This window comes from Geomonas sp. Red32 (assembly GCF_023652955.1).
In the GTDB taxonomy this organism is placed as follows: Bacteria; Desulfobacterota; Desulfuromonadia; order Geobacterales; family Geobacteraceae; genus Geomonas.
In genome coordinates this window covers 1-23,672 of sequence record NZ_JAKLOY010000009.1, presented here as the reverse complement: position 1 = coordinate 23,672, position 23,672 = coordinate 1, and the positions used below count along the sequence as shown (strand labels likewise).

The window sequence follows — 23,672 nt, the reverse complement described above, 5'->3', positions numbered from 1 at the left end:
TTCCTTATTTGTCGTGACAGCTCTGGCAAAGAGCGCTTTCCCTGTCGCTCATCACCAGGTGCCCCTTCTCCGGATTCAGCGGATCGTGGCAGGAGAGGCAGCCGACCCGGCCGTTGATCAGGGTGATCTTGCTGGTGGCGAAGATCGGCTTGTACCCACCTTTGCGGGCATTCACGTAGCTGTTGTACACCATCCCGATCGGGTGATCGCTGGTGAAGGAGTCGACATGCTGTCCGCGCTCGTACGGGTTGTTCCTGAGCACCACCGTGATCCCCATTGCCCCGACGCCGTCGTGGCAACTGAGACAGTCGGCGGAGAAGGCGTCGACCTCGGCGCGGGGCCCTTTGTATTTCCGGTACCCGAGAAAGCTCACTTCGACCTGGCCCTCCCCGTCGTTTTCATCCGGAGAGTAGGAGGCCTTCTGGATGTTGCTGTACATGTCCTCGACGGAATTGCTCGCGACCTGCACCCGGCCGAGGGCGTTATCGATCTGAACCATGTACTGCCGGCGGGCGCTTACCGATTTCTGCAATTGCTCGGAGAAAAGGCAGGTTCCGGTCGCCTGCGACACGCCGTTGGGGGAAGCAAAGGCCGCTACCCGCTCGGGATGGCCGAATACACCCACCCCCGCTATCAGCGAAATGCCAGCCACCGTGAATACCAGTCCCTTAATCGTAGTGTGTGTTTTCATGGCGGACCTCCCGTTTGCCTTTGCCTTCTGCATTACAAACGGGATACCCCTTTTGACGGGGAGGGCATAAAACTTATAGATAGCTGTTTTTACTAATTGTTTTACGGGCCTGAATTCCGGATATTGATTTTACATTTCACTTAGCCGCTGTTCACCTTTTGCACACAAAACAGGGAGCTATCCTGCAAGTGACCAAAATGAACAGCTCATCAGGGGACTGGACTGGACTGGACTGGACTGGACTGGACTGGGCGGGACTGGGCGGGACTGGGCGGGAGCGGGCGGGAGCGGGCGGGCGGGAGCGGGCGGGAGCGGGCGGGAGCGGGCGGGAGCGGGCGGGAGCGGGCGGGAGCGGGCGGGAGCGGGCAAAAAAAAACCCGCCCTTTTTGGGGGCGGGTTTTTTCCTTAAGCGGGAAGCGGGTATCAGTCGAGCGAGAGGGACCCGCTGACGGAAGCGCCGTTTTGGTCGGACAAGGCGGAATTCGACATCACGTAGTCGGTCGCCGCCGGGACCGCAGTTCCGGATGCCAAGTCGAAAGTTACCTTGACCAGGTCCCCGGTCGGCAAATCAGCCGTAGGGCGCGTGATCAGGATGCTGAGCTTGGCCGGGGTATTACCCGATGCAGCAGTGTAGTATCCGGTGGCATTGAGTCCGCTTATAGTCGTGGTGAAGGTTGAGTCGGGAACCTTCCCGGAGGAGTCTGCGGTAAGAGTTACCCCGGCGGGGAGGGAAATGACCCCCTGAACCCCACGCACGCCGCTCGCGGCAAGGGCGACATTCACCGAGGCAGTGGTGGGCGCCGCCGGAGTGCCGCCGCCACCGCCCCCTCCCCCGCCGCAGCCGGCCAACGCAAGGAATGCTCCCAGAACCAGTATGAGTCGTATCATTTTCATCGTTTCATCTCCGTGATGTTGGAAGTGCCGTTACCAGGTTTTGAGGCCAACGAGCCTCTCGAGGATCACCAGGACGTCGCCCACGCCGATGATCCCGTCCGGCTGCGGCTTACCGCCTACCAGCGGAGCCACGTCGGCGTACCCTTTGTCCTGGGTGCTCGCGGTGTTGACGCCGAGGGCGAACTTGATCAGCTGCTGGGCATCGGCCAGGGACGGCGGCGAGATGCCGTTGGTCAGGCAGCCGGTCGGGTAGGTAACGACCACGTTACGCTGGACGGTGGTGGTGGCGAGGGAGTTGGGATCGGTCGCGGTGACCTTGATCACGTAGCTTGCGCCGTTGGCCAGCGACAGGCTGGTGCTGAAGGTTCCGTTGCCTGCCACGGTAACCGCGGTGGGGGCCCCGCCGTTCACCGTGTAGGCCAGGGTCGGGTTGTTGGTCACGTCGCCGATCACGCCGGCCAGGACGACGCTGCTGTTCTGGGTGCTCGGGTCGGCCAGCACCGCCTGGGTAGCCGCAGGCGAGGTGACGGTGAGGTCGGGTACCGAGCCGTCGTAGGTGACGCTCAGTGCCTTGGTGGTGGTGCCGGTCGCGCTGTCGGTGGCGCTGACCACAATGGCGTTGGCGCCCTGGTTCAGGAAGACGGTAGCGGAGAAGCTGGAGCCGGAAACCACCGGGGTGACCGCAACGCCGTTGACCTTCACCGTGATGGTGGCGGTCCCCTGGGCGGCGAAGGTGCCGTTCAGGCTGACGTTGTTGCTCTTCGTGTAGCTGCCGTCGGCCGGCGACGAGATGGTGAGGTCGGTCAGCGCCGGGTTGTAGGTGATCACCCGCTGGTCGGTGGTGGAGCCGTGGGCGTCGGCAGCGGTGGTAACGATGGTGTTAGAGCCGACCGCAAGGACGAGGCCGGTGCTGAAGACGCCGGTGGTCGAATCGAAGGCGATGCTCTTGGCGGTGCCGCCGTTGAGGGCCACGCTCACGCCGGTAACCGCCGAGGCGTTCGGGGTGGCGGTGCCGGACAGGGTGAAGTTCGGGTTCTTGGTGGCGGTGCCGTCGGCCAGGGTGGATCCCGAGATGGTCAGCAACGGACCGCTCAGGGTGATCCTGACGACCGCGCTCTTGTAGGCGGAGACGTTACCTGCGCCGTCCTTGGCCCAGGCGTAGAGGGTGACGTTGGTGGCAACCCCTTCCGGCACCGACTGGGTCACGGTGTAGCTCGACGGTGCGCTAGAGAGCCAGCCGGAAGTCGGGGCAGTCGAGGTCTCGGTCACCAGGTACCCGGCCACGCCGGTACCACCGGCGTTATCGCTGGCGGTGAAGGTGCTGATCGGGATGTTCAGGGTGGTGGAGGCGGAGGCAGGGGTGAAAACGGTCACGGTCGGCGCCGTGGTGTCGGGCACGGGCACGAGAGTCGCGTCGACGTTGGCGTTGACCGTGTCGTCGGTCACGAAACCGGCGGTGACCGGAACGGTGGCCGCGCTCCAGACATCCGCATAGCCGGCGGCGCTAAACTTCAGGTAGTAGCTCCCCGGGGGAACCAGGGTGAACTCGTAGGATGCGTAGCGGACGGCGGGGGTGACGGTGACCGGAGAGATACCGGACACGGCGACCTTCGCGGCGGTGTAGAGGCCGACGGTGACAGGCACTGGCGCAGGGCCGGTGCCCGAAAGGTAGAAGTTCCCCTTGATGATACCCCAGGAGCCAAACTCGGCGTTGATGTTGGAGACTATCGTTCCCGCCGTCACCGCGAGGGGATCCGGGGCGGTGATCTGGTTGTTGTAGTAGACGAGCTGGCTGTTGGTGTTGAAGAGGACCGTGTAGGTGCCGGAGGCCAGGCCGCCGTACATGTAGGTACCGTCAGCCAGGGTGGTGACCGACACTCCCCGGGTTACCCCCTGGGAATCGATGGCCGACACGGTGACCCCGGCCACCGGTGCGCCGGTCATGTCGGTGACCTTGCCGGTAAAGTTGACCCCCGTCATGAAGGAGTTGTTGCGGACCTCGGCCCGGTTCCCCACTGCGTCCACCGAGGCGACGTTCCAGCTGTACAGTACCCCCGGGGTCACAGCGGCGGCGTATCCGCCGACCTGGGTGGGATTGTTGTAGGTGTAGGTGGTGACACCCGGGGCGATGTCATCGGTCCAGACGATGTCGCTGCCGTTGATGGCGATGTCGTACCCCCCCGCCGGAGCGGTGGTGGGCGCCGTCCAGGTGAAGGCCGGGTTGGCGCTGGATCCGACGGCACCAAGCGGTGCGGTCGGGACCGGGAAATTGTCGGAGACGGTGGAAACCGTCGCGGTAAGGGTCTCGGTGGTGTTGTCGACGTAGGTCACGTTGAAGGTGCACTGGGCGCCGGTCCCCGGGCGGTTGGCGACATCGACGGTCGCCGTGTAGACCGTGCCGCTCGATTCGCCGACCAGGGGCGTATTGGCGGGGATACCGAGAGCGGTGCTCGTCATGGTGATGGTGGCGGGGGCAAGGTTATCCGGGATGGTGACTTTCCCCGTCACGGTGTACCCTTGGGTGCTGCCACTTTTCCAGTGGGTGGTGGTGACCGACGGAATCCCGGTAGCGGCCAATGCGGAACCGCCGAAGAACCCCATCAAGGCCAGCAGACTGGCAGCCATCGTGGCAAGCCGCGTGCCTTGTCTGAAGAATTGCCTGACAAACTCTTTCAACATTCTCCCTCCTTTTTTGCCTGCCTCGCGGCGATGGTCGCCGCAGACCGGTCGGTCCTTCGGGGTACGTGCCTTACCAGCCGGCGCCTCGCGTGTGGCGAGGGCCGGGATCATTACCTGCAACAAGCGCTCCCAGATTGCGAGATCGCGGCACCGATCGGCGACGCGCGGGGGATCTCGCTTTCCCGGAGCTGAAAAAGCTTTATATTTCGCTAATTTTTACTGCCGATCCCTGAGGAGGTACGGCAAATAACCTTGGCCGTGCCGTGTTTTGACGGAGAGGCTCCCCGGGAGGCGGAAACGGACCGGGTCCGGCGCCGGGGAGGAACATTCCGGAAGGGGATGCCGGGGGCCGGAAAGGCCGGCCGGCGAACGCCCCTGCGCTCTTCTAATGAACGCTAACCTCTCGAAGAGAGAGGCGAATCATACTACGACAGCAGGTTCACGTTTGTCCAGATGTAAATAAAACAAGGGCGGATAGAGTATCGCTATCCCCGCACTGTCATTAGCAAGCGTTTATCCTTGAAGTACAGAACGGTTTAGTATAAGATGCGCGAAGCCAGCAGTATCTGGAGAGGAATTTGCCGCGCATCGTTCGCATATTATTACTGGTCGTTCTCTTTACCCTCGCGCTTTCCCTCCCGGGTCTGGCTCTCACCGAGATCCCCAAGGTTGTAAAGCCCGTGACAGAGTTCGAAGTGGCTCCCATCATTGGAGGATACTTCTTCGCCTCGGGCCAGGCGCTGGATCCGACTCCGCTCTATGGAGTCAGGGCGGGATACCACATAGTGGGAGCCAACGTCGCCGACTCAATCGGGGTCGAGGCGAACGTCAACTACTTCTCCACCAGCACCAGCTCAGGCTCCAAGGCCACCGGCTATCTCTTTGGAGCCGACGCGGTCTACTCGCTGACCCCGAGGAAGGTGACGGTTCCCTTCTTCTCGGTCGGCATCGGCGGCATGTCCGTCGACAAGGGCCCTCGCACCACCGGCAACTTCATCTTCAACTGGGGACTGGGAGTCAAACACTTCCTGACCAACCATCTGGCCCTCAGGTTCGACGCCCACCAGCTCTTTGTATACGACAACGTTTCCACCAGGACCAACTACGAGATCCTCGCCGGGGTGTCCTACTCCTTCACCGACCTGATGCGCATCATCCCCCCCGCGCCTCCCAAGCCGAAGAAGGCGCTCCCCGCCCTGGCCGTCCCGGAGCTCAAGGACGATGGGAAATCCGAGGAGCAGGAACCGTCCGGCTACGTGCCGGAACCGGAACCGGCGGCAGGCGCGCCCGGCCAGGCGACGCCCCCTGCTGCAGCGCCCGCGGCACCAGGCACCCCGGCTACCGGCGCCCCGGCGCCCGGAGCCCCGGAAGCCACACCCGGCACCGCGCCCACGCCAGCCCCTGCCATCAAGGGTGCCCCGGCCGGCAGGGAGGTTGGCCCGGCCACCGAACAGGGGAGCGCGCCGGAAATCGTCCTGGGACCGGTGGTGCTTTCCGAAGTGCCCCCGCTTGAGCCCGCCGTGCTTGCCCCGCGGGCTCAAGCCAAGAGTGCCGCCCCCCCCGCGGGTCAGCCAACCCAGACGGCATCGGCACCGGCGGCAGGCATACCGGCCGCCGCCGCGCCCGCCCGTCCCGCCGCCCCCGCTCAGGCGGTTCGCCGGCCCGCACAGGCTCCCCAGGAGGAGCTCGTGCTCGAGCCGGTGGAACCCGAACAGGCGGCGGTCCCCGAGCGGGACGAGACCGGGGTCGTGCGGCGCACGCTCGGTTACCTGACCGTGGAGTTCGACTTCAACAAGACCGTGGTACGGGCCGAGTACGCCGCCAAGATCGACGCGCTGGCCGCCATGCTCAAGAAGTCGCCTGACGTATCGGTGAGGATCGAGGGGCATACCGACAGCGTCGGCAGAAACGAACCCAACCTGCGGCTCTCCGAGGCGAGGGCCCAAGTCGTGGCCCGGGAACTGGTGGCCCGCGGCGTCAACACCGACCGGATCTCCACCAAAGGGTTCGGCTTCGGCAAACCCAAGGCAAGTAACCGCAGCGCCAAGGGGAGGCAGGTCAACCGCCGGGCCGAAATCCTGACCCTGGTGGTCCAGCGCAAGGATGCCACCCAGCCATCCCACTGATCGATTGATGCAACGGACCGGCCCACAAGGGGCGTTCCTTAAATAACAACATGAGGAGACCAACATGATGAAACACAGGAAACTGGCAGGGATCACCCTGGCCCTGGGTGCCGTTGCCATGGCAGGCTGTGCAGGCCCCGGCCAGACCGCCAAAACCACCGCTGCACCGGCATCCGCGACCGCCGCCGCACCCGCCGGTCTGTCCGGGAAGGTCGTCGAGACCATGGACGCCGGTGGCTACACCTACATCAACCTCGAAAAGGACGGCAAGAAGAGCTGGGTGGCGGTCCCCGTGACCCAGGTCAAGGTGGGAGACGAGCTCAACCTGCTCCCCGGCGCCGTCATGAACAACTTCACCAGCAAGTCCCTCAACCGCACCTTCGAATCGATCGTGTTCTCGGGTGGCGTGGCAGCCGCCCCTGCCCCCGCAGCAGCCGCCGCTGCCGCCCCGGCCGAGCCGGGCAAGGAGACGGTCGACCCCAACGAGTCCGCCACCCCGATCCTGGCCGGCAAGGTCATCGAGACCATGGACGCCGCCCAGTACACCTACATCAACGTCGAGAAAGACGGCAAGCACAGCTGGATCGCCGTCCCCGCCACCCCGGTCAAGGTCGGTGACGAGATCGAGGTCCTCCCCGGCACCCCGATGGGCAAGTTCACCAGCAAGATGCTGAAGAGGACCTTCAACGCGATCTACTTCTCCAGCGGGATCAAGACTCCGGGCTCCGCGGCCGCCCCCGAAGCCGCCAAAGAAGCTGCCCCCGCAGCGGCACCCGCCGGTCTCCCCTCCGGGCACCCGAAAATCGACGCGGCCAAGGCTTCCGCCGAGCCCCCGCGCGCTCCGGAACCGGCCCCGGCCGTCACCCCGCTCACCGGCAAAGTGGTCGAGTCCCTCGACGCCGGCGGCTACACCTACCTGAACGTCGAGAAGGACGGGGTGAAGAAGTGGGTGGCCATTCCCCAGGCCAAGATCGCCGTCGGCGAGGAAGTCGCCCTCTCCCCGGGGATGACCATGAGCAACTTCGTCAGCAAGGGGCTCAACCGCACCTTCGAAAAAATCATCTTCTCCAACGGGCCGGTCTCCAAGTAATCCGCCCGCCAGCCGCACGAAAAAAGGGCCGGGGAATCGCCTCCCCGGCCCTTTTCTATTTCCGTTACCTCGGTTGGCTCCGCCAGCCAGGCGGATCCCCCGTTTCACACCTCGTCAAGAACGTACCCTACCCCCCGCACGGTCCTGATCAGCTTGGCCTCGAACGGATCGTCGACCTTCATCCGCAGCCTCCGCATGTGCACGTCCACCACGTTGGTGTCGCTCTCGAAATCGATGGACCAGATCTGCTCGGCGATCCTGGTCCGGGAGAGCACCTCTCCCCGGCGCCGGGCCAAAAGCGACAGCAGCGAGAACTCCTTGGGGGTGAGGTCGATCCTCTTCCCCTGGCGCGACACGCGGTGGGCCGGGAAGTCGATCTCCAGGTCGCCTACCGTCAGCACCTCGGGGACCCGGATCGGGCCGCGCCTGAGGATGGTCTGGACCCGCGCCAAAAGCTCCGAAAAGGCGAACGGCTTGGTCAGGTAGTCGTCGGCCCCCAGTTGCAGCCCCTTCACCCGGTCCTCGACCCCGTCCAGGGCGGTAAGGAGCAGGACCGGGGTGTGGCTCCCGCGTTCCCTAAGCCTTTTCAGGACTTCCCAACCTTCCATGGCGGGGAGCATCACGTCGAGGATGATCAGGTCGTACTCCCTCTTGAGGGCCAGATCCAGGCCGTCCTGCCCGTTGTCCACCACGTCGGTCGTAAAGTTGTCCTCGGTGAGCCCACGGCTGATGAATGCTGCGGTCTTCTTCTCGTCCTCTACGATCAGGATATGCATCGGTGCCCAACCTCTTCTTGAAGTTTCTTTTGCGGGTGACCGGCCGGTCCCCCTCTCACATTAAAACGGCATACTATCCGTAGCAGACCGTCCAAGGCAAGAAAATTATAGCGGTTGCCGGTAAAGGTAACGATTTCCCCCTACCCGTCCGGCGTCCCCCGCCCCTATCCCTGGGCCGCCGTCTCGGAGGGGAAGGACTCCGGGTCGGGGTAACTCAGGGTGACGGTGGTTCCCCTGCCGGGTTCGCTGCGGACGGTGATGGATCCCTGGTGCAGGTCCATGATCGCCTTGGCGATGGGGAGCCCCAGCCCGGTGCCGTGGGGATCCATGTGCCTCGTGGCGTAGATCCGGTAGAAACGGTCAAAGATCTTGCCGAGCTGGTCGGCCGCCATGCCGCAGCCGGCGTCGGCGACCGAGATTTCGCAGGCGAGCCCCGCCCCCTGGGTGACCGAGAGCTGCACGACTCCTCGGGAGCTGTTGTAGGTGATGGCGTTGGAGATAAGCGCCGCCAGCGACTTTCTGAACAGCACCCGGTCGGCCACCAGCTTGGCATCTCCCCGGCATTCCAGGGTGATCCCCTTCTCTTCGGCCACCGGCCCGTAGAAGTCGATGACCTCTTCCGCCTCCTCGCGCGCCGTCAGGTCGCTGAGCGTCAGGCTGAATTTCCCCAGCTCGGCGTTGCCCAGAAAGAGAATGTTGTCGGCCAGCCGGGTGAGCCTCGTCACCTCGTCGAGGCTGGAGGCGATCACCGCCTCGAGCTCCTCCGCGCTCCTCGGACGCGAGAGCGCCACCTCGGCCTCCCCCTTCAGGATGGTGAGGGGGGTGCGCATCTTGTGGGAGAGGTTGGACGCGGAGCGGTAGAGCCGGGCGAAGGAATCCTCCATGCGGTCGAGCATGTGATTGATGGCGTCGGCGACCACGCCGATCTCCGACGGCCACCCGTCCCCCCCTACCCGCTCCTCGAGGTTGGTCACCGTGATGCGGCGGACGGTGTCGGTCAGGGCGACCAGCGACCGGGTCCCCTGGCGGGCGATCAGGAAGCTCGCCCCGCAGCAGAGCGCGAAGCCCAAGGCGAGGGCCAGGCCGATCTTGGTACGGTAGCCGACCAGGATCTCCCGGACGTTGGTCACGTCGAGGGCGACCTGGAGGACCGCGCGGCGGTTGAAGCGGGGGTCGACGTCGATCCAGACGAGGGTGGTGAGGTAATCCCTGCCGTCCGGTCCCACCAGCGCGGTATCGGTGGCAGGCCGGTCACGGTAGGGGATCCGGAAGAGCCCCCTCGGGAGGAAGCGCTCCATCCCCGGCGACTCCATGAGGAGCGCCCCGTCACCGTCCATCACCCGGATGAAGTGCTTGACGTACTCGCTCCCGGAGTGCTCGAAGTTCAGCTCCTTGAAAATGACGGAGATCTCCCTCTGGGCCTGGATCATGTTGCCGAGCGAGGTGACCTCGTCGTGGAGGTAGGTGTGGTTTTGCTTGGCGAGCTGGGAGGCGAGCCCCGCATAGAGCAGGGTGGAAACCAGGGACATCAGGATGAAGAAGGAAAAAGCGTTGCTGCAGGCGAGCCTGAGGGTGAGCGACCAGCGGCGCGGCCGGGCGGCGGTTCCTTCAGCGGAAGCGGGATGGCGCGGGCTTGCCGAAGCTGGCATTACAAGGCTCTCCATGACATGGCATTACACGGCCGCGGCAACATCTGCCCGCGCTCGCCCCTATCCCCTGCTCTCCCTCTGCTCTCCCTTCCCTTCAAGGGAAGGGCTGGGGTGAGGATGGAGGTGAAGGCGGAGGAACGGGACAACGATAGGAAAACCTGCCCCCCCGCTCGATCCCGCTCTCCCTCCCCTTCAAGGGGAGGGCTGGGGTGAGGCTGGGGGGGAATATCCGCAAATTACTGTGCGGTGACCTTGAAGGTTATCGGCACCCCGTCGATGTTGACGATGGTGGTCGCCACCTGCCCGGCGGTGGCCGGCAGCAGATCGCTGAAGTAGAGGGAGTCGCCGTTGGCGAAGGTGTGGGTTTCGTCGGTACCGGCCCCGGTGTAGGTGCCGCTGGCGACGTCGGCGGCGGTCAGCGCGTAGCCGCCGGAACCGGTAGAGCTGCTGACGAAGTGGACCGTATAGGTCCCGGGGACCAAGGCCAGCACGGCCGACCCGGTGATGACCCCACCGGCCGTCCCGGTGAGATACACCGTCTCCGGCGCCACGTTGCCGGGGGTGGTGGAGAAGGTCGCGCTCTGGTCGCCGATCGTTAGCACGGTGGTGACCGCCACGTTCGAAGAGATGTTCTGGACCACCACCTGGTCGCCGTTTTGGACGGTCCCCGGACTGGAAGTGAAGCCGCCCGAACTGCTCGACACGTACTCGCCGCCGGTGATGCTGATGGGGGCCGACGTTCCCGAGGTCAGGTTTACCGTGATGGAGTTGGAGGTCTTGGTGGTGCCCGAGGTCGTCACCCCCGCGTACCCGGCCGGGGAGAAGAAGAAGGTAGATACGGAGGCGGTGGTGGTGGTACTGGAGAAGGTCGCGCTCTGGTTGCCGACGGTCAGCGTGGTGGCCACCGTGCCTCCGGCGGTGCTGGCGGAGGTATGCTGGACGCGGACTTGGTCGTTTTTATGTACCTTGCCGGTCACCGAGGTGAAGGAGGTGGTGGAGTTGATCGAGTACTGTCCGTTGGAGACGCTGATGGCGGCCGTGGAACCGTTGGAGAAGGCGATGGTGACCGGGTCCGAGGTCTGGACGGTGTTAAACGCCACGTTGGTCGCGTTGGTGAAGGAGAAGGGCTGCACCGTGCTCGAAGAGCCAGTGGTGGAGGTGGTCTTGGTGGTGTCGGGGAACCAGTCGACTCCGCATCCGGCCAGGGTAATCAACAGCAACAGGGAAAACAGTATCGAACGGAACATCCTACCCCCTCTGGACAAACAAACGTTGGCGCGCATTATAGCGCCACCTGCGACTCTTTGTCAAAAAGAGAAAGGTAGCTGGAATAACTAGATAACGGAGCGGATCTCTAGCAACGGATTGAGAGAAGCGATTCCCCACTGAAGAAGCGCTTAACCGTGTGCTGTCCGGCCGCCATGCTGCAGATAAAAAAAAGCCCCGCTCCTTTCGGGGCGGGGCAATCGCAAAAGGTGAAGCTTTTCTGCTGCAGCTGTTGTGGCAGTGTCCGGTGTATATTGGTCACTGTGATTTAGTTTTCTTTCTGCACGATACAGGCCATTTCGGCGAAAAAGTAATTTTATAGCATCTCGGTTGTCATTTGTTTGTAATTTATAGGTTATACAACTGTAACAATTACTTGCCCTGACTACCGATCCCATCTCAACCGCCGAGCGATGGCGCTCTTTCGCGTATCAGCTACGCCATAGCACGTAACCCTACCTTGCCATACAGGCTTTAGCCGCCCGCCCCCCTCCGGAGCCTTCCCCCCTTCCCCGCCCTGCGCCAATAAAAAAACCCCGCCTCTTTCGAGGCGGGGCCATTACATACGGATTAGAAGGAGGAATTACCTTCTGGCACCGTTCCTGATCAGGTACCCCTTCAGGGCAGTGATGCTCACGCTGGAGCCGGACTGGCCTGCCGCGATCCGGTCGGAGTTCGGAGCGGAAATCGCGGTGGAGTAGTTGGTGAAGTTGATGAGGTTGTTCGGATCGGTGGAAGTGACGGTACGATCCGCGTCAATACCAGCCTGGCCTTTCTGCAGGTACACGAGGGAGTCGGTGATGAGTGCACGCATGAAGGCGCGGTTGTGGACGTGGGAACCCTTCTCAGCTTTGAGCAGTTTGAGGTTCTGGGCTGCGCCCATGGTCTGCTTGCCGGTGACGGTCACGCTGTTCGGGTTGTTGGTCCAGTTGGTTGCGCTGGTGGTGAAGGCCGCATCGGTGAAGAAGTACGGGTTCTTGTCGTTGTTGAAGTACAGACCGTATTTCTCGAGCTCGTAGGCGAGCAGGTCGAGAGACCTGTCAACCAGAGCCTTCTCGCCGATGGCGACTTCTTCCATGTCCTCGCCGCTGTGGCAGCCGAAGCAGCCGTTCGGCGTGGTGTTGGTACCCCAAGTGGCCTTGGCAGCTTCGAAGGCATTGAAGGTGTGGGTGTTGGTGGGTCCGAGGTGGCAAGCCACGCACTGACCTTTGTTCCCGGAGCCGCGGATGTTGCCGGTGTTGGCGGTCTTCAGGGTGGAGGTGGTGTAGTTGTCCATACCAAGCTTGCCGTGGCTCCAGTTGGCGGTGCGGCCGATCTTGCCGGCGGCGCCGTAGGTGTTGTAACGGACACCCGAGGTGTAGAACTGGAAGCCGCCTTTGCCGTAGAAGACAGCGGCTGCGGCAAGGTAGTGCGGGTTCTTGAAGCCGGTGTTGCTGAAGTCGGCAGTCGAAGCGTTGATGGAACCGCCGTTTTCGCGGCCAGCGTGGCAGGGAATGCAGACGTTGGACTCGCCCATGTTCTCGTAGGCGGTGTAGGCCGGAGCAGTCAGGCTGAAGCCGCCCTGAGCTGCCTGGTAGTTGTTGCTCATGGTACGGATGCTGGTTTTCCAGCTGGTGCTGCTGTGGCAGGCGGTGCAGCCAAGGACCTGCTTGGTGGTGTCAGCAGCGTTGCCGATGAAGGCCGGGGTAGCGATCTTCCCGCCGTTGGCATTGACGCTGTCCATGGCGTTCGCGAAGCCCTTGGTGGTGTGGCACGGGGTGCAGCCGGAGCGGCTGGAGAGGTTGAGGAAGTTGTAGTCGGTCCATGCCAGACCGTTGATGTCGCCGTGAGCGGACTCAGCGTAGTTGGCGTTGATACCTTTACCCTGAACACCGGAGATGTTCGGGAAGGCAGCCTTCGAAGCGGAGTAGCCCGGGCTGTCGGTGCCGTGGCCGTAGCCGTGGCAGTCGTTGCACTGCGAACCGGCAACTACGAACTGTGCCTGGGTGAAGGTCTGGCCAGGAACGTTGGTAGCGGCGGTGTTGTAGTGCGGAGCACCCTGGACGCCCGGGATAGCTTCGCCGTTGAGGTTGTTGGTGGTGGTCCCGAAGTGGCAGCCGAGGCAGCCCGGGTCGTTGGTGGCGGTAAGTGCGTTAGCCACGTTGAGGTTGGCGTTGTACAGAGCGTTCCCATTGACACCCATCGCCTGGACGGTAGCAGCAGCAGAGCCGTTCAGGGTGTTGTCGTCGAGCATGTCGATGGAGTCGGTCAGCAGCCTGCGGGCGTAGGACGGGTTGTGGGCGTAGGCAGCCGGGTCGGTGGTGTTGAAGAGGTACCAGTTGTACCAGGCACCCATGTTGCGCTGAGCGATGGCGTTATCCTTGGTGCCAAGGCTCATGTCGAACGCTTTGCGCTCTGCCAGCGGAGTAACGCCGTCCTGGGTGATCCCCTTCTTGACGAGGAGGTTGCCGAGGGCGTCGACCAGGGCCTTGAATTCGCCCTTCCTGGTGTTGAGGTTCTGGTAGGTGAAGTCGCTCGGGTGGCACTTGGCGCACGCGGTGCTGGTGATGGAGGTGAAGTTGCCGTTGGCATCCTTCTCGCCGATCTCCAGGTTGTGGGTTGCCCCGGCGGTGTTCATGTGGCAGCCGACGCAGTTACCCTGGGTGACGCCGGTGTTGTTGTAGCCGGTGCCGGTGCCGTAGTTGCCGATCCTCTGGTGACGGGCACGATCCTGGTAAGCGAAGCCGTTGTTGCTGGTGCCGTTCTGGACGGTGAACTCGTAACCACCCATGCCGGCCACGATGGCGGCAGGCTGTGCGGCGTGCGGGTAGATTGCGCTACCGGCGGAGTACTGCTTGAAGTTGCCGAGAGCGAACACGTCTTTGATCTCCTGGCCGGAAGCACGCTGGCTGTGGCAGGGGAGGCAGACGTTGGAGTTCTTGTTGTCCGGCAGGGTCAGGGTGCTGTTAACCAGCACGTTGTTAGCCAGAGCGTTTTTGTAGCCGTAGCGAGCCATGTACTTCGCGCCGCCCAGGTGCTGGGAGGTGAAGTTGGCCAGACGCAGGGTGCCTTTGTCCACGTTGTTGTGGCAGGCGGTGCAGACGATCGGCTCGGAGGTGTTGTCGGAAGCGACGCCGACCGGGGCGATGTTGGTGAAGCCGGAGTCGACGAACTGGGCGAAACCGTTGGCGGTGTGGCAACGGACGCAGTTACGTGCGCTCGGATCGACCTGGTAGTTGACGCCGGCGACGCCCATGGTCTTGAAGTTTTCGCTCGGGCTGCCGTCGAAGGCCGGGGTGGTGGTGGAGCCGTGGCCGCCTTCGGCCCAACCGGCGTTGATGGTGTTGTTGTGGCTGTGGCAGCTAGCGCAGGAGGTGCGCGGGGTCATGTAAGCGGTGGTGTTGTCGGTTTTGAAGTGCGGAGCCTTGCCGATCCCGTTGGAGCTGAAGATCGAGTACGACTGGCCCGGAGTGTGGCAGCCCTGGCAGCCGGTAGCCATCCCGGCGGAGCGGAGCTGGTTGGAGGAGACGTTAGCGAACTCGGCCTCCAGGGAGTGAGCATTGTGGCAGGCGATGCAGGCTTTGCCGGTCGGGCCGCCCATGCCGTCGTAGATGGCGTAGGTGCTGGTGTAGTGCGTGGACTTCTCGAAGGCCTTCACGGACCAGCCGTGGTTGCCGCCAGCGTGGCAGGTGTAGCAGGTGGAGCGGGCGTCGGTCACGAGTTTATGCGAGTCGTGGCAGGCGAGGCAGGCGTTGCCGCCCGGACGGGTGTAGGTGATCTTCTGCCCGGAGGCGCGGGAAGAGTAGGCGATGTAGGTGATGGACTTCCCGTTGGCGAGGTAGCCGGCCACGTTCTGCTGCGGGCCCATGCCCGGACCGAAGTGGCAGCGGTAGGCGCAGGTGGTGGCTGCACCGTTCTCGGTGGTGTTGTAGCTGGAGTTCGGGTTCATGTCGCCGGGAACGGTGGCGGCGTCGAGCTTGACGTTGCCGTTGGTCTGGGTCTGGCCGGCGAAGGTGTAGCTGCCGTACTCGACGGCGTTCTGGCCAGCGAACTCGGGGCCGGACTCATGGGTGTTCTTCCAGTGCTTGGAGTTGAAGAACTCGTTGGGCACTACGCCATGCTTGGAGCCGGAGTGGCAGATGAGGCAGGTCTGGTAGTCGGCTGCCTTGCTGGTGTGCGGATCGTGGCAGGCGATGCAGCCGTCGCCACCCGGACGGGTGTAGGTCTCGTTGTTAAGGGTGTCGGTGTAGCTGACGTTGGTGGTAGCGCGGCCGTTGGTCACGTAGCCGGTCACGTTGCGGGACGGACCCATGCCCGGTTTGAAGTGGCAGCGGTAGGCGCAGGTGGTTGCTGCACCGAACTCAGTGGTGGTGTAGCTTTCGTTCGGGTTGATCTGCTCGGGCACGGCGCCGCCTGCGAACTCAGGCCCGTACTCGAAGGAGTTGTTCCAGTGCTTGGAGGCCAGGAAGTTGTCGGTCGGGCCGCCATGCTTGCCGCCGGCAGCGTGGCAGACGGTGCAGGTGGTGTTGTAGTTAAGGATCTGGGTGTTGTGGGCAGCAGCCGAGGAGTAGGTCCCCTGGGCGAAGCTGCCGTCGCTAGCAAGGGCGCCCGAGTGGCAGGTGCCGCAACCGGCGGCGGGCTGGCTCTTGAAGTGGCACTTCTGCGAGCAGCCGGCGTTGGCGCTGGTGTTGTAGGTGTTGGTCCAGTGAGCGGAGGTCAGGAAGCCAGCCGCGGTGGAGCTGCTGTGGCAGGAGGTGCAGTAGACGGAACCGTCGGTCTTCTGCAGAGTTACGCGGCTAACGGTGCCCGCGGTCACGTCGCCCGGCATAGTGTTGTGGCAGGAGACGCAATCGACGGCGTTACGCTTGTGGACGGAGTTGTTCCACAGGCCGGCGGTAGCCTGGACCTGGGCCGAAGCGGACATGTGGCAGGTGCTGGTGCAGCCCTGCATCTGGCCGGTGTTGTCGGTGCCCGGGGTGTAGCCGAGGGTCAGCGGACCGGTGACGGCCGAGATGGTCACCACCACGGAGCCTTTCCAGGGAGCCGAGGTGTTGCCCTGGGCGTCGATCATGGTGACGGCGCCGTGGCCGGTGCCGGTCAGCGAGAGGGCGGTGATGGTGTTGTAAGGAGCCATCGGGGAGACGACCAGTTTCACGTCCTTACCGTAGGCGACCTTCGGGTTAACCGGGAGGATGCCGTTGGCGGCGGAGGCGGTGTTGGTGGTCACGGTGTTGACCAGCGGCTTGTAGTTGGCGGTGACGTTGAACACCTTGCCGGCAGCCGAAGGATCAATGGTGTAGACGCCGCCAGCCTGCGGGAAGCTCGACTGGAGGACGCTGTTCACGTACACGCTCGACACGTAGTAACCGGTAGCCGGGGTAACGGTCACCGGCATCGGAGTGGTGTCGGAGTAGTTGTACATCTTCATCCCGTAGTTGCCAAGCGAGCGGCCGGCAACCGAGATGGTGCCGCCGAAGCTGCCGTTCTGCAGCTGGAGCTGCCAGGTCTTGGCACCGGTGTTGGCGGCGTTGAGCCCGACGAAGCCCGCGAATACTTTCACGGTGTGGTTCGGGGTCGTGACCGGGATGGTGAAGGTCACGGTCGGATCGGCAATCGTCTGGACGACGTTGTCGACGGTGACCGTCGAGATCTTGTAATTGGCGGCCGGCTGAACGTACACCGGAACTGCATTGGCAGTCGTGAAACTGCTGAATTTGATGGCCCCAACACCGGAAAGTGCGGTGCCGTTCGCAACCTTGATGCTACCACCGAGGGAGGTAGTTTTGGTCTCCACCCAGTAGGTCGAGAAGGCTGTGGCTGCCCACGCCCACACGACCGCTACAAGGGTGAGAGAGACCAGTGTTGCCAGTCCTTTTCTCATGTCGTAAGTCCCCTTTAAATTAGAAATTCAAATCGCATCAAAAGTGCCCATTAAACATGTGGTCCGTCCGGGGCTCTCAAACCGGCAGGGAGCGCCCCGGGGGGCCTGCTACTTCACGTGGCAGGAGAGGCAGATGAGCGACTCGCTCTGCTTGGCGTAAAGGAAGTAGTTCGGGGCCGCCATGGGGTAAGTGGTGCCGCTGACGGTGAGGTTCTTCGGACCGTCAGTGAAGTTGTCCTGGGTGGCGTTCTCTTTGTTGTGAACCTCGTGGCAGGTGGCGCAGGTCATGATGTTGGCGCCGTAGAGGTTGTCCACGATGCGCTTGCCGCCTACGTTACGCTGAACGTAGTTGTACTTGCCCTGGGTGGTGTTTTCCACGGTGATGGAAAGGGCGTACCCTTTGTCTGCCGAGACGATCTCGGTGTCGCCGGTCGGGTTGTGGTTGGAGTCGAGGGCACCGTTCTGGGAGTTGGAGTTACGCCAGGCGGCGATCTCCACGTAGTCGAACCCGATCGGGTGGGTCTGGGTGAGGTCCTTGCCGAGGGCGCCGCGGCCCTGCTGGTTGGTGTAGGTCGTCACGTTGGCGATCGAGGTGGTTGCCTGGCTGGCGTCTTTGCCGAAGGCGGAGTTGTGCTCGTCGACGGCGACGGCGCCGTCATGGCAGCTCATGCAGAGACGGCTCGGGCCGGCCAGCGGGTCGGTGATGGTGAACTCGCCGTTGTTGGAGTTCATCGGGGTGGCCCAGGCGTAGGGGGTGTAGGTGGTGACGTCCGGGATGTCATGGTTCCACAGCGGGAGGTTGTAGCCGCCGTCCGAAGACTGGGCATGGTGAGGGGTGTGGCAGAAAACGCAGACTCGAGCCATCGAGTCAGCCTGGGGCCCAACCACCACCGTCATGTCGTGCAGGGAGCCGTTGACCCCCGTGCCGGCCGGAAGACCGCCAAGAGCGGTACTAGCGGCCGCAAGACATCCTACTGCTGCGACTGTTGCCAATACTTTTTTCATGTTGCCTCTCCTTTTGTACTACTGAAGATATGAAGCACTGACAGCACTTTGTGCAAAAAACGAACCCTACAGGTAATCTTTGTGTAATTTTTATCGACAGCGTTGGTCAGTTTTTGTTTAACGTTCCGTCATTTTTACGTAATTTTTTGTACAGCAATACGTAATCGGTGCGATGCCGGGGAAGCCCTCCGGTCATACCAACGGCTTAGGGCAGGCTATTTCACCGGGATGAAGGTTATTTCACGGAAAGGGGAGCCGGGCATTTCGCGGAGTCGTCCCCGCGGAGGATCGGACAGACGCAGGACGGGCAGAAAACCGGTGGGATCGGCACAGTGAGAAGGACGATGGGACGGGGAAGTAAAACGGCGGCAGAAAGAGAGGTCAGGCGAAGTGAAGTGAAGTGAAGTGAAGCGGTTGGGATGAGGCGGGAACGCATCAAAAAAAGCCCCGCCTCTTGCGAGGCGGGGCAGGTACTGCATTGCAGAAGACTTCAGGAGCTACTACGGGCGCTCAAGCGGGTTGTTGGCGGTGAGCTTGTAGTTGTTCCAGTTGCCGTAGGTGCGGTTCCAGTTGAAGAGGAACAGCGATGCTTCAGTGGTGCCGGTGCCGACCACGTCCAGGTTGCTCTGGAGGATGCCGGTGGTGGTGTTGGCGGTGCCGTCCTGGGTGTAAGCGACGGAGCCGATGCCGTAAACAGCCGGCATCTTGGTGGTAGCGGTAGCGCTGACCGAGAAGTTCATGGCGCCATCATCGAGGAAGTCGATGGTGTCGTACAGCGAACGGCGGGTAGCGGTACGGGCGTGGGCGAAGGCCGCCTTATCCTGGTAGCCGTAGAGGGCCACGTTGTAAGCGGCACCCATGAGCTTCATGGCGGCGGTGTTGTTCAGCCAGTAGGCGCCGTTGCCGTCGGTCTGGACTGCGGAGCCGAGGGACAGGGCGATGGTCGGGTTGGCGGTCAGCCAAGCCTTCCTGGTGTAGTCGGTGACGGATTTGCCTGCGTTGGGGCCAGTGGCCTCGACGGTGGTATCGGTCACAGTGTTGATGCCGAAGTTCTGGGTCAGCAGGCTGCTGGCCAGGGTAACGGCACTGTTGTAAGCCTCTTCCTGAGCGCCGAGGAAGTAAGTCTGGAAGTCGGCGAAGGTGTTGAGGGCGTGGCCATTCTCGCTGGTGTGGCAGTTGATGCACACCTGGTTGAAGGCGTCTGCGTTGATGTCGAGGCTGTGACCGCCGTCAGCGCGGTGAGCCAGGGAGGTGCCGGTACCCTGCATGTGGCAGGTGACGCAGGGACCGCCGGTGGCGAGGACGCCAGCGGCAAGGCCGTGGCCGACAGCGGTGGAACCGAGCAGCCTGTGGGTACTGGTGACGCCGCCGGTCAGGTCGAGGCTGGAGGTGACGGTTTTGGCGTAGGTGGTAGCGCTGCCGACCGAGGTGTAGTTCTTGAGGGTCGGGATGGAAGTGCCAGCCGAGGTGAAGGAAGCGAAGGCTACCTTCATGTACATCACGCCGGCGACCGGGAGGTTGTGCAGGGTCGGACGGCTCTTCACGTTGGAGATGGTGAAGTTCGGGTTGGCAGCGATGACGCTGATGTGCTGACCGGTGCCGCGGCCGCTGTGGCAAGACACGCAGAGGTTGGAGTCCTGGACATCCGGGAAGTTAGCCTGGGTGCGTGCACGGTAGGACAGGTGGGTGCCGTTGTCGACAGCCGAGATGTTGTAGAAGATGGCTGCGCCGACGCCGCTGGTGCCGTTGCCGGTACCTGCGGTCTGGGCGATGCTGCGACGGTCGTTGCCGGTCGGCAGCGGCTTGACGTGGCAGGCGTTGCAGTTGAGCGGGGAGTTAACGGTGCCCGCATCGGTCCTGGTCAGCGGGGCAACGCTAGCGAAGGCGCCACTGTTGGTGAACTGGACGAAACCGTCCACGGTGTGGCAGCGGACGCACTCGGCGCTCGGAATAGCGGTCCCGTTGTAGGGGGTGCTGCTACCGCGGCTGGAGGAGGAGAGGCTTGCGCCCCAGCCTGCTTCGGAGGTCAGGCCGTGGTTGGACTCGGACCATGCGACGCGGGCGGCAGCCTGGAGGGCGGTCTCGCTCGGGTTGTGGCAGTCGGTGCAGGTAGCGGTGCTGATCATGTACTGGGTCTTGCTTGCACCGGCAGCGTAGTGGTTGTTGGCGTTGTTCAACGCAGTGATGGCGGCATCCTGGGTAGTAGCGCTGAAGCCCGGGAAGTAACCGTCGGTGGAAGCTGCGTCGTACGGCAGCTGGCTGATGGCGTCGGCCACCGAAGCGGTGGTCGGAACGCGCAGCGCGTTGATGGTGTCGTTAACAAGCTGCTTCAGGTACTGCGGGTTGTGAGCGTAAGCACCTTCGTCGGTGGTGGAGAAGGCGATGCCCCACAGGAGCTGCAGGTTGTAGTAGGCGCCCTGGAGGTCGGCGAACTTGGCGGACTTGCCGGTGAAGGAAACGCCGGCGATGCCGCGCTTGGAGTCAGCCCAGCTCCACTTGAAGCTGGTGGTGCCGTACTGGGTCACGGTAGCACCGGTGACGATCGGGGTACCGTAGACGTTGTTGCTGGTCTTCATGACTTCGGCCAGGGCCACGACAGCGGCCTGGAAGTTAGCCTTGGCGTCGTCGAGGGAAGCGCCGTTGAAGCTTGCGCTGTGGCAGTTGGAGCAGAGGGTCGGCAGGCTGCCGTCAGCCTTCACGATGGAGAACTCGTGCTTGCGGTAGGTAGCGGTTTTGCCAGCCTCACCGGTCTGGGTTTTGAAGTCCATGTGGCAAGAAACGCACGGACCCGGGGTCGGATCGGTGGTAGCGTTGCCGTTGACAGCAGTCACCACGCTGTTCACGCCGATGGTGGCGTGGCCGTTGGCGGCGGTGGTGTATGCGGAGAATTTGTAGCCGAGCTTCGCGTCGAGGATGGCAGCCTGGTACACGCCGTGCGGCAGGCTCGGGGTCCCAGCGAAGGTAAGGGTGGTGTAGTTAGCGTAAGCGCCGAGAGCCTTGATGGCGGAACCGTCGGTTGCGCCGGTACGGCCGGAGTGGCAGGGTACGCAGACGTTGGAGTAGCCGAAGTTGTTGAACTTGGCCTGGCCCACGAACTTCTTAACCTTGGAGACCGAGTAGTTGTAGTACATGGTGTACGGGGTCTTGGCGGCGCGGATGGAGTTCGGGTTCCAGTTGTTCGGGTTGCCTTCCGGCAGGCCGACAGTGGCCTCACCCTTAATGGCGCCGGCGCCGGTTACGTGGCAAGCGCGGCAGGTGATGACCTCGCCGGTGGCGTCGGCTTTGTTAGCGAAGCCCCAGGCGCGGAGGTCCTGGAAGCCGGACTGAACGAAGTTCACGAAGCCGGTAGCGGTATGGCAACGTACGCAGCCGTCCTGCTTGACGTTGGCCGGGGTGTACACGGTGGCGGTAGCAGCGGAGTAGCCGGCGAACTTGAAGCCGTCGATGGCTTTCCAGCGGCCGTTCGGATCGGCGTGCATGGTGGTGGCGTATTCGGCGTTGATGAAGTTGTTGTGGCCGTGGCAGTCGGTGCAGCTGTTGTTCGGGGTCACGTACTGGGACTGAACGTTGACGGTGACGCCGGTCAGCTGGCCAGCGGAGTACCAGCCGGCGTTAGCGCTGAAGCCGTGCAGGTAGTTGCTGTTGTCGGTGGTGCTGGCAGCGGAACCGCTCTGGTTGACGTGCGGAGCGACCATCTGGCCGTTGGAGCTGAAGATGCCGTACGGACGGCCCGGGGTACGGGCGTGGCAGCTGTCGCAGGCGCCGGCAGTAGTTTTGGCGTAGGTGGTGGCGTCGTAGCCCGGGAAGGTTGCCTTGGTGCTGTGCGGATCGTGGCAATCCTGGCAGACGACTTCCTTGTCGCCGTACATGTAGTACGGGTTCAGGTAGTGAGCGGACTTCTGGTAAACAGCGGTCGGGGTCCCGTGGTATGCGCCCTCATGGCATTTGATGCAGGTGCTCTCCATGGTCGGGGTGAACGGGTTGTGGGCGACGCTGTTAGCGGAGTAACCGGCGAAGGTGCCGTCGGCGTTGATGTTGTTGTCGGTGCCGGCAGCATTGCCGCGGTGGCAGGTAGAGCAGCCGGTCTGGTTGGTGCTCTTGAAGTGGCACTTCTGGGTAGCGCAGGTAGCGAGCTGGTCGCCGGCCACGGCGCTGTCGCCGTTGTTGCGGAGGTTGGTCCAGTGCGGGCTGGTCAGGAAGCCTTCGACGGCAGCGTCAGCGTGGCACTTGGAGCAGACCACGGTGGAGCCGACGGTCATGGTGGCTTTGTTGACGGTGTCGCTGGTCCAGGGACCGGGCATGGTCTGGTGGCAGCTCACGCAGTCGACGGCGTTACGCTTGTGGTTGGAGGCGTTCCACTGGGCCGGAACAGCCTGAACAGCGGCGGAAGCGGACAGGTGGCAGGTGTTGGTGCAGCCGCCCATCTGGCCGGTGTTGTCGGTGCCCGGGGTGTAGCCGAGGGTCAGGGGGCCGGTCACGCCGGAGATGGTCACCACCACCGAGCCCTTGAACGGAGCAGCGGTGTTGCCCTGGCTGTCGACCATGGAGATGGCGGTGTAGGTGGAACCGGTCACGCTGATCGCGGTCACGGTGTTGTAGGGAGCCATCGGAGCAACGATCAGCTTGACGTCGTTGCCGTAGGCGACCTTCGGGTTAACCGGGAGGATGCCGTTGGCGACCAGCGGGCTGGTGACGTTGGTGGTCACTACGTTGTTCTGCTTCTTGTAGTTGGCGGTCACGTTGAACACCTTGCCGGTGACGGAGGGGTCAACAGTGTAGGTACCGCCGGTGGTGGCGAAGCCGGACTGCAGCACGCCGTTGACGTACAGGCTCGACACGTAGAAGCCGGCGGCCGGGGCAACGGTGACCGGGATCGCGGTGGTGTCGGCGAAGTTGTACATCTTCATGCCGTAGGTGGCCATGGTATGGCCAGCGGCAGAGATGGTCCCGCCTGCGCTGCCGTTCTGGATCTGCAGCTGCCAGGTCTTGGCGGCGGAGGTGGAGGCGTTGGCACCAACGAAGCCGGCGATGATCTTCACGGTGTGATCCGGAGTCTGCAGGCTGTTGTAGGTGTATGCGCCAGTGGCCGGCACGCTCTGGGCGACGTTGTCGACGGTGACGGTGGAAATCTTGTAGCCGCTATCCGGGGTAACGGTGACCGGAACAGCGTTGGCGGTGGTGAAGCTGGTGAAGCGGATGGCGCCGACACCGGAAAGTGCGGTGTTGTTGGCCACCTTTACGCTACCACCGAGGGTGGTAGTCTTGGTCTCTACCCAGTAGGTCGAGTAGGCGGTGGCTGCCCACGCCCAAACGACCGCTACCAGGGTAAGACAGACCAATGTTGCCAGTCCTTTTCTCATTTTATCTATCCCCTTTTTCATAATAAGTAAGATCTCGGGTTCTTTTGCTTGCCGCCTGAGCGGCCCGCCATTACTTCACGTGGCAGGAGAGGCAGATGAGCGAGTTGCTCTCTTTTGCGTACAGGAAGTAGTTCGGAGCGGTAACGGTTTTGCCGAGCTGGGTCCTGGTCACGCCATCGGTGAACGGGTCCTGGGTAGCGTTCTCTTTGTTGTGGACCTCGTGGCAGGTAGCGCAGGTCATGATGTTGGTGCCGTAGAGGTTGTCGACGATCTTCT

The 23,672-nt window shown here is 63.1% G+C and carries 11 protein-coding genes and 1 pseudogene; 2 read left to right on the top strand and 10 right to left on the bottom strand.

The features are described from left to right. Positions 1-4: 4 nt before the first annotated feature. From L4X63_RS19405 to L4X63_RS19395, 3 genes are all read right to left on the bottom strand, one after another. Positions 5-691, bottom strand: a complete 687-nt coding sequence (locus L4X63_RS19405; RefSeq protein ID WP_250680321.1) for a cytochrome c3 family protein — start codon at positions 689-691, stop codon at positions 5-7. 423 nt (positions 692-1,114) lie between these two features. Further along, on the bottom strand, positions 1,115-1,585 hold the full coding sequence (locus L4X63_RS19400; RefSeq protein WP_250680320.1) for a hypothetical protein: 471 nt from the start codon (positions 1,583-1,585) through the stop codon (positions 1,115-1,117). A 30-nt stretch (positions 1,586-1,615) separates the two neighbouring features. Then, positions 1,616-4,264 (bottom strand): beta strand repeat-containing protein, encoded by a 2,649-nt coding sequence (locus tag L4X63_RS19395; protein ID WP_250680319.1) that lies wholly within the window; start codon positions 4,262-4,264, stop codon positions 1,616-1,618. A 680-nt stretch (positions 4,265-4,944) separates the two neighbouring features. Here L4X63_RS19395 and L4X63_RS19390 point away from each other — a divergent pair. Further along, positions 4,945-6,390 (top strand): OmpA family protein, encoded by a 1,446-nt coding sequence (locus L4X63_RS19390; protein ID WP_250680318.1) that lies wholly within the window; start codon positions 4,945-4,947, stop codon positions 6,388-6,390. Between the two features lie 64 nt (positions 6,391-6,454). Next, entirely contained in the window at positions 6,455-7,480 is a 1,026-nt protein-coding gene (locus L4X63_RS19385; RefSeq protein WP_250680317.1) for a GW dipeptide domain-containing protein, read from the top strand. Between the two features lie 104 nt (positions 7,481-7,584). Here L4X63_RS19385 and L4X63_RS19380 read toward each other — a convergent pair whose 3' ends face one another. From L4X63_RS19380 to L4X63_RS19350, 7 genes and pseudogenes are all read right to left on the bottom strand, one after another. Next, positions 7,585-8,256: a heavy metal response regulator transcription factor gene (locus L4X63_RS19380; RefSeq protein ID WP_250680316.1), complete on the bottom strand. Its 672-nt coding sequence runs from the start codon at positions 8,254-8,256 to the stop codon at positions 7,585-7,587. 164 nt (positions 8,257-8,420) lie between these two features. Further along, positions 8,421-9,905: a heavy metal sensor histidine kinase gene (locus L4X63_RS19375; RefSeq protein ID WP_250680315.1), complete on the bottom strand. Its 1,485-nt coding sequence runs from the start codon at positions 9,903-9,905 to the stop codon at positions 8,421-8,423. A gap of 236 nt (positions 9,906-10,141) precedes the next feature. Next, positions 10,142-11,152 carry a hypothetical protein gene (locus L4X63_RS19370; RefSeq protein ID WP_250680314.1) on the bottom strand — a complete coding sequence of 337 codons (1,011 nt, stop codon included), beginning with the start codon at positions 11,150-11,152 and terminating at the stop codon, positions 10,142-10,144. 602 nt (positions 11,153-11,754) lie between these two features. Next, positions 11,755-17,031 (bottom strand): hypothetical protein, encoded by a 5,277-nt coding sequence (locus L4X63_RS19365; RefSeq protein ID WP_250680313.1) that lies wholly within the window; start codon positions 17,029-17,031, stop codon positions 11,755-11,757. Between the two features lie 108 nt (positions 17,032-17,139). Then, positions 17,140-18,036 (bottom strand): cytochrome C, encoded by an 897-nt coding sequence (locus tag L4X63_RS19360; RefSeq protein WP_250680312.1) that lies wholly within the window; start codon positions 18,034-18,036, stop codon positions 17,140-17,142. Positions 18,037-18,536: 500 nt separating this feature from the next. Further along, positions 18,537-23,396, bottom strand: coding sequence for a cytochrome c3 family protein (locus L4X63_RS19355; RefSeq protein ID WP_250680311.1), 4,860 nt, complete (start codon positions 23,394-23,396; stop codon positions 18,537-18,539). A 70-nt stretch (positions 23,397-23,466) separates the two neighbouring features. Beyond that, a pseudogene (locus tag L4X63_RS19350) lies at positions 23,467-23,672 on the bottom strand (hypothetical protein); the annotation flags it as partial.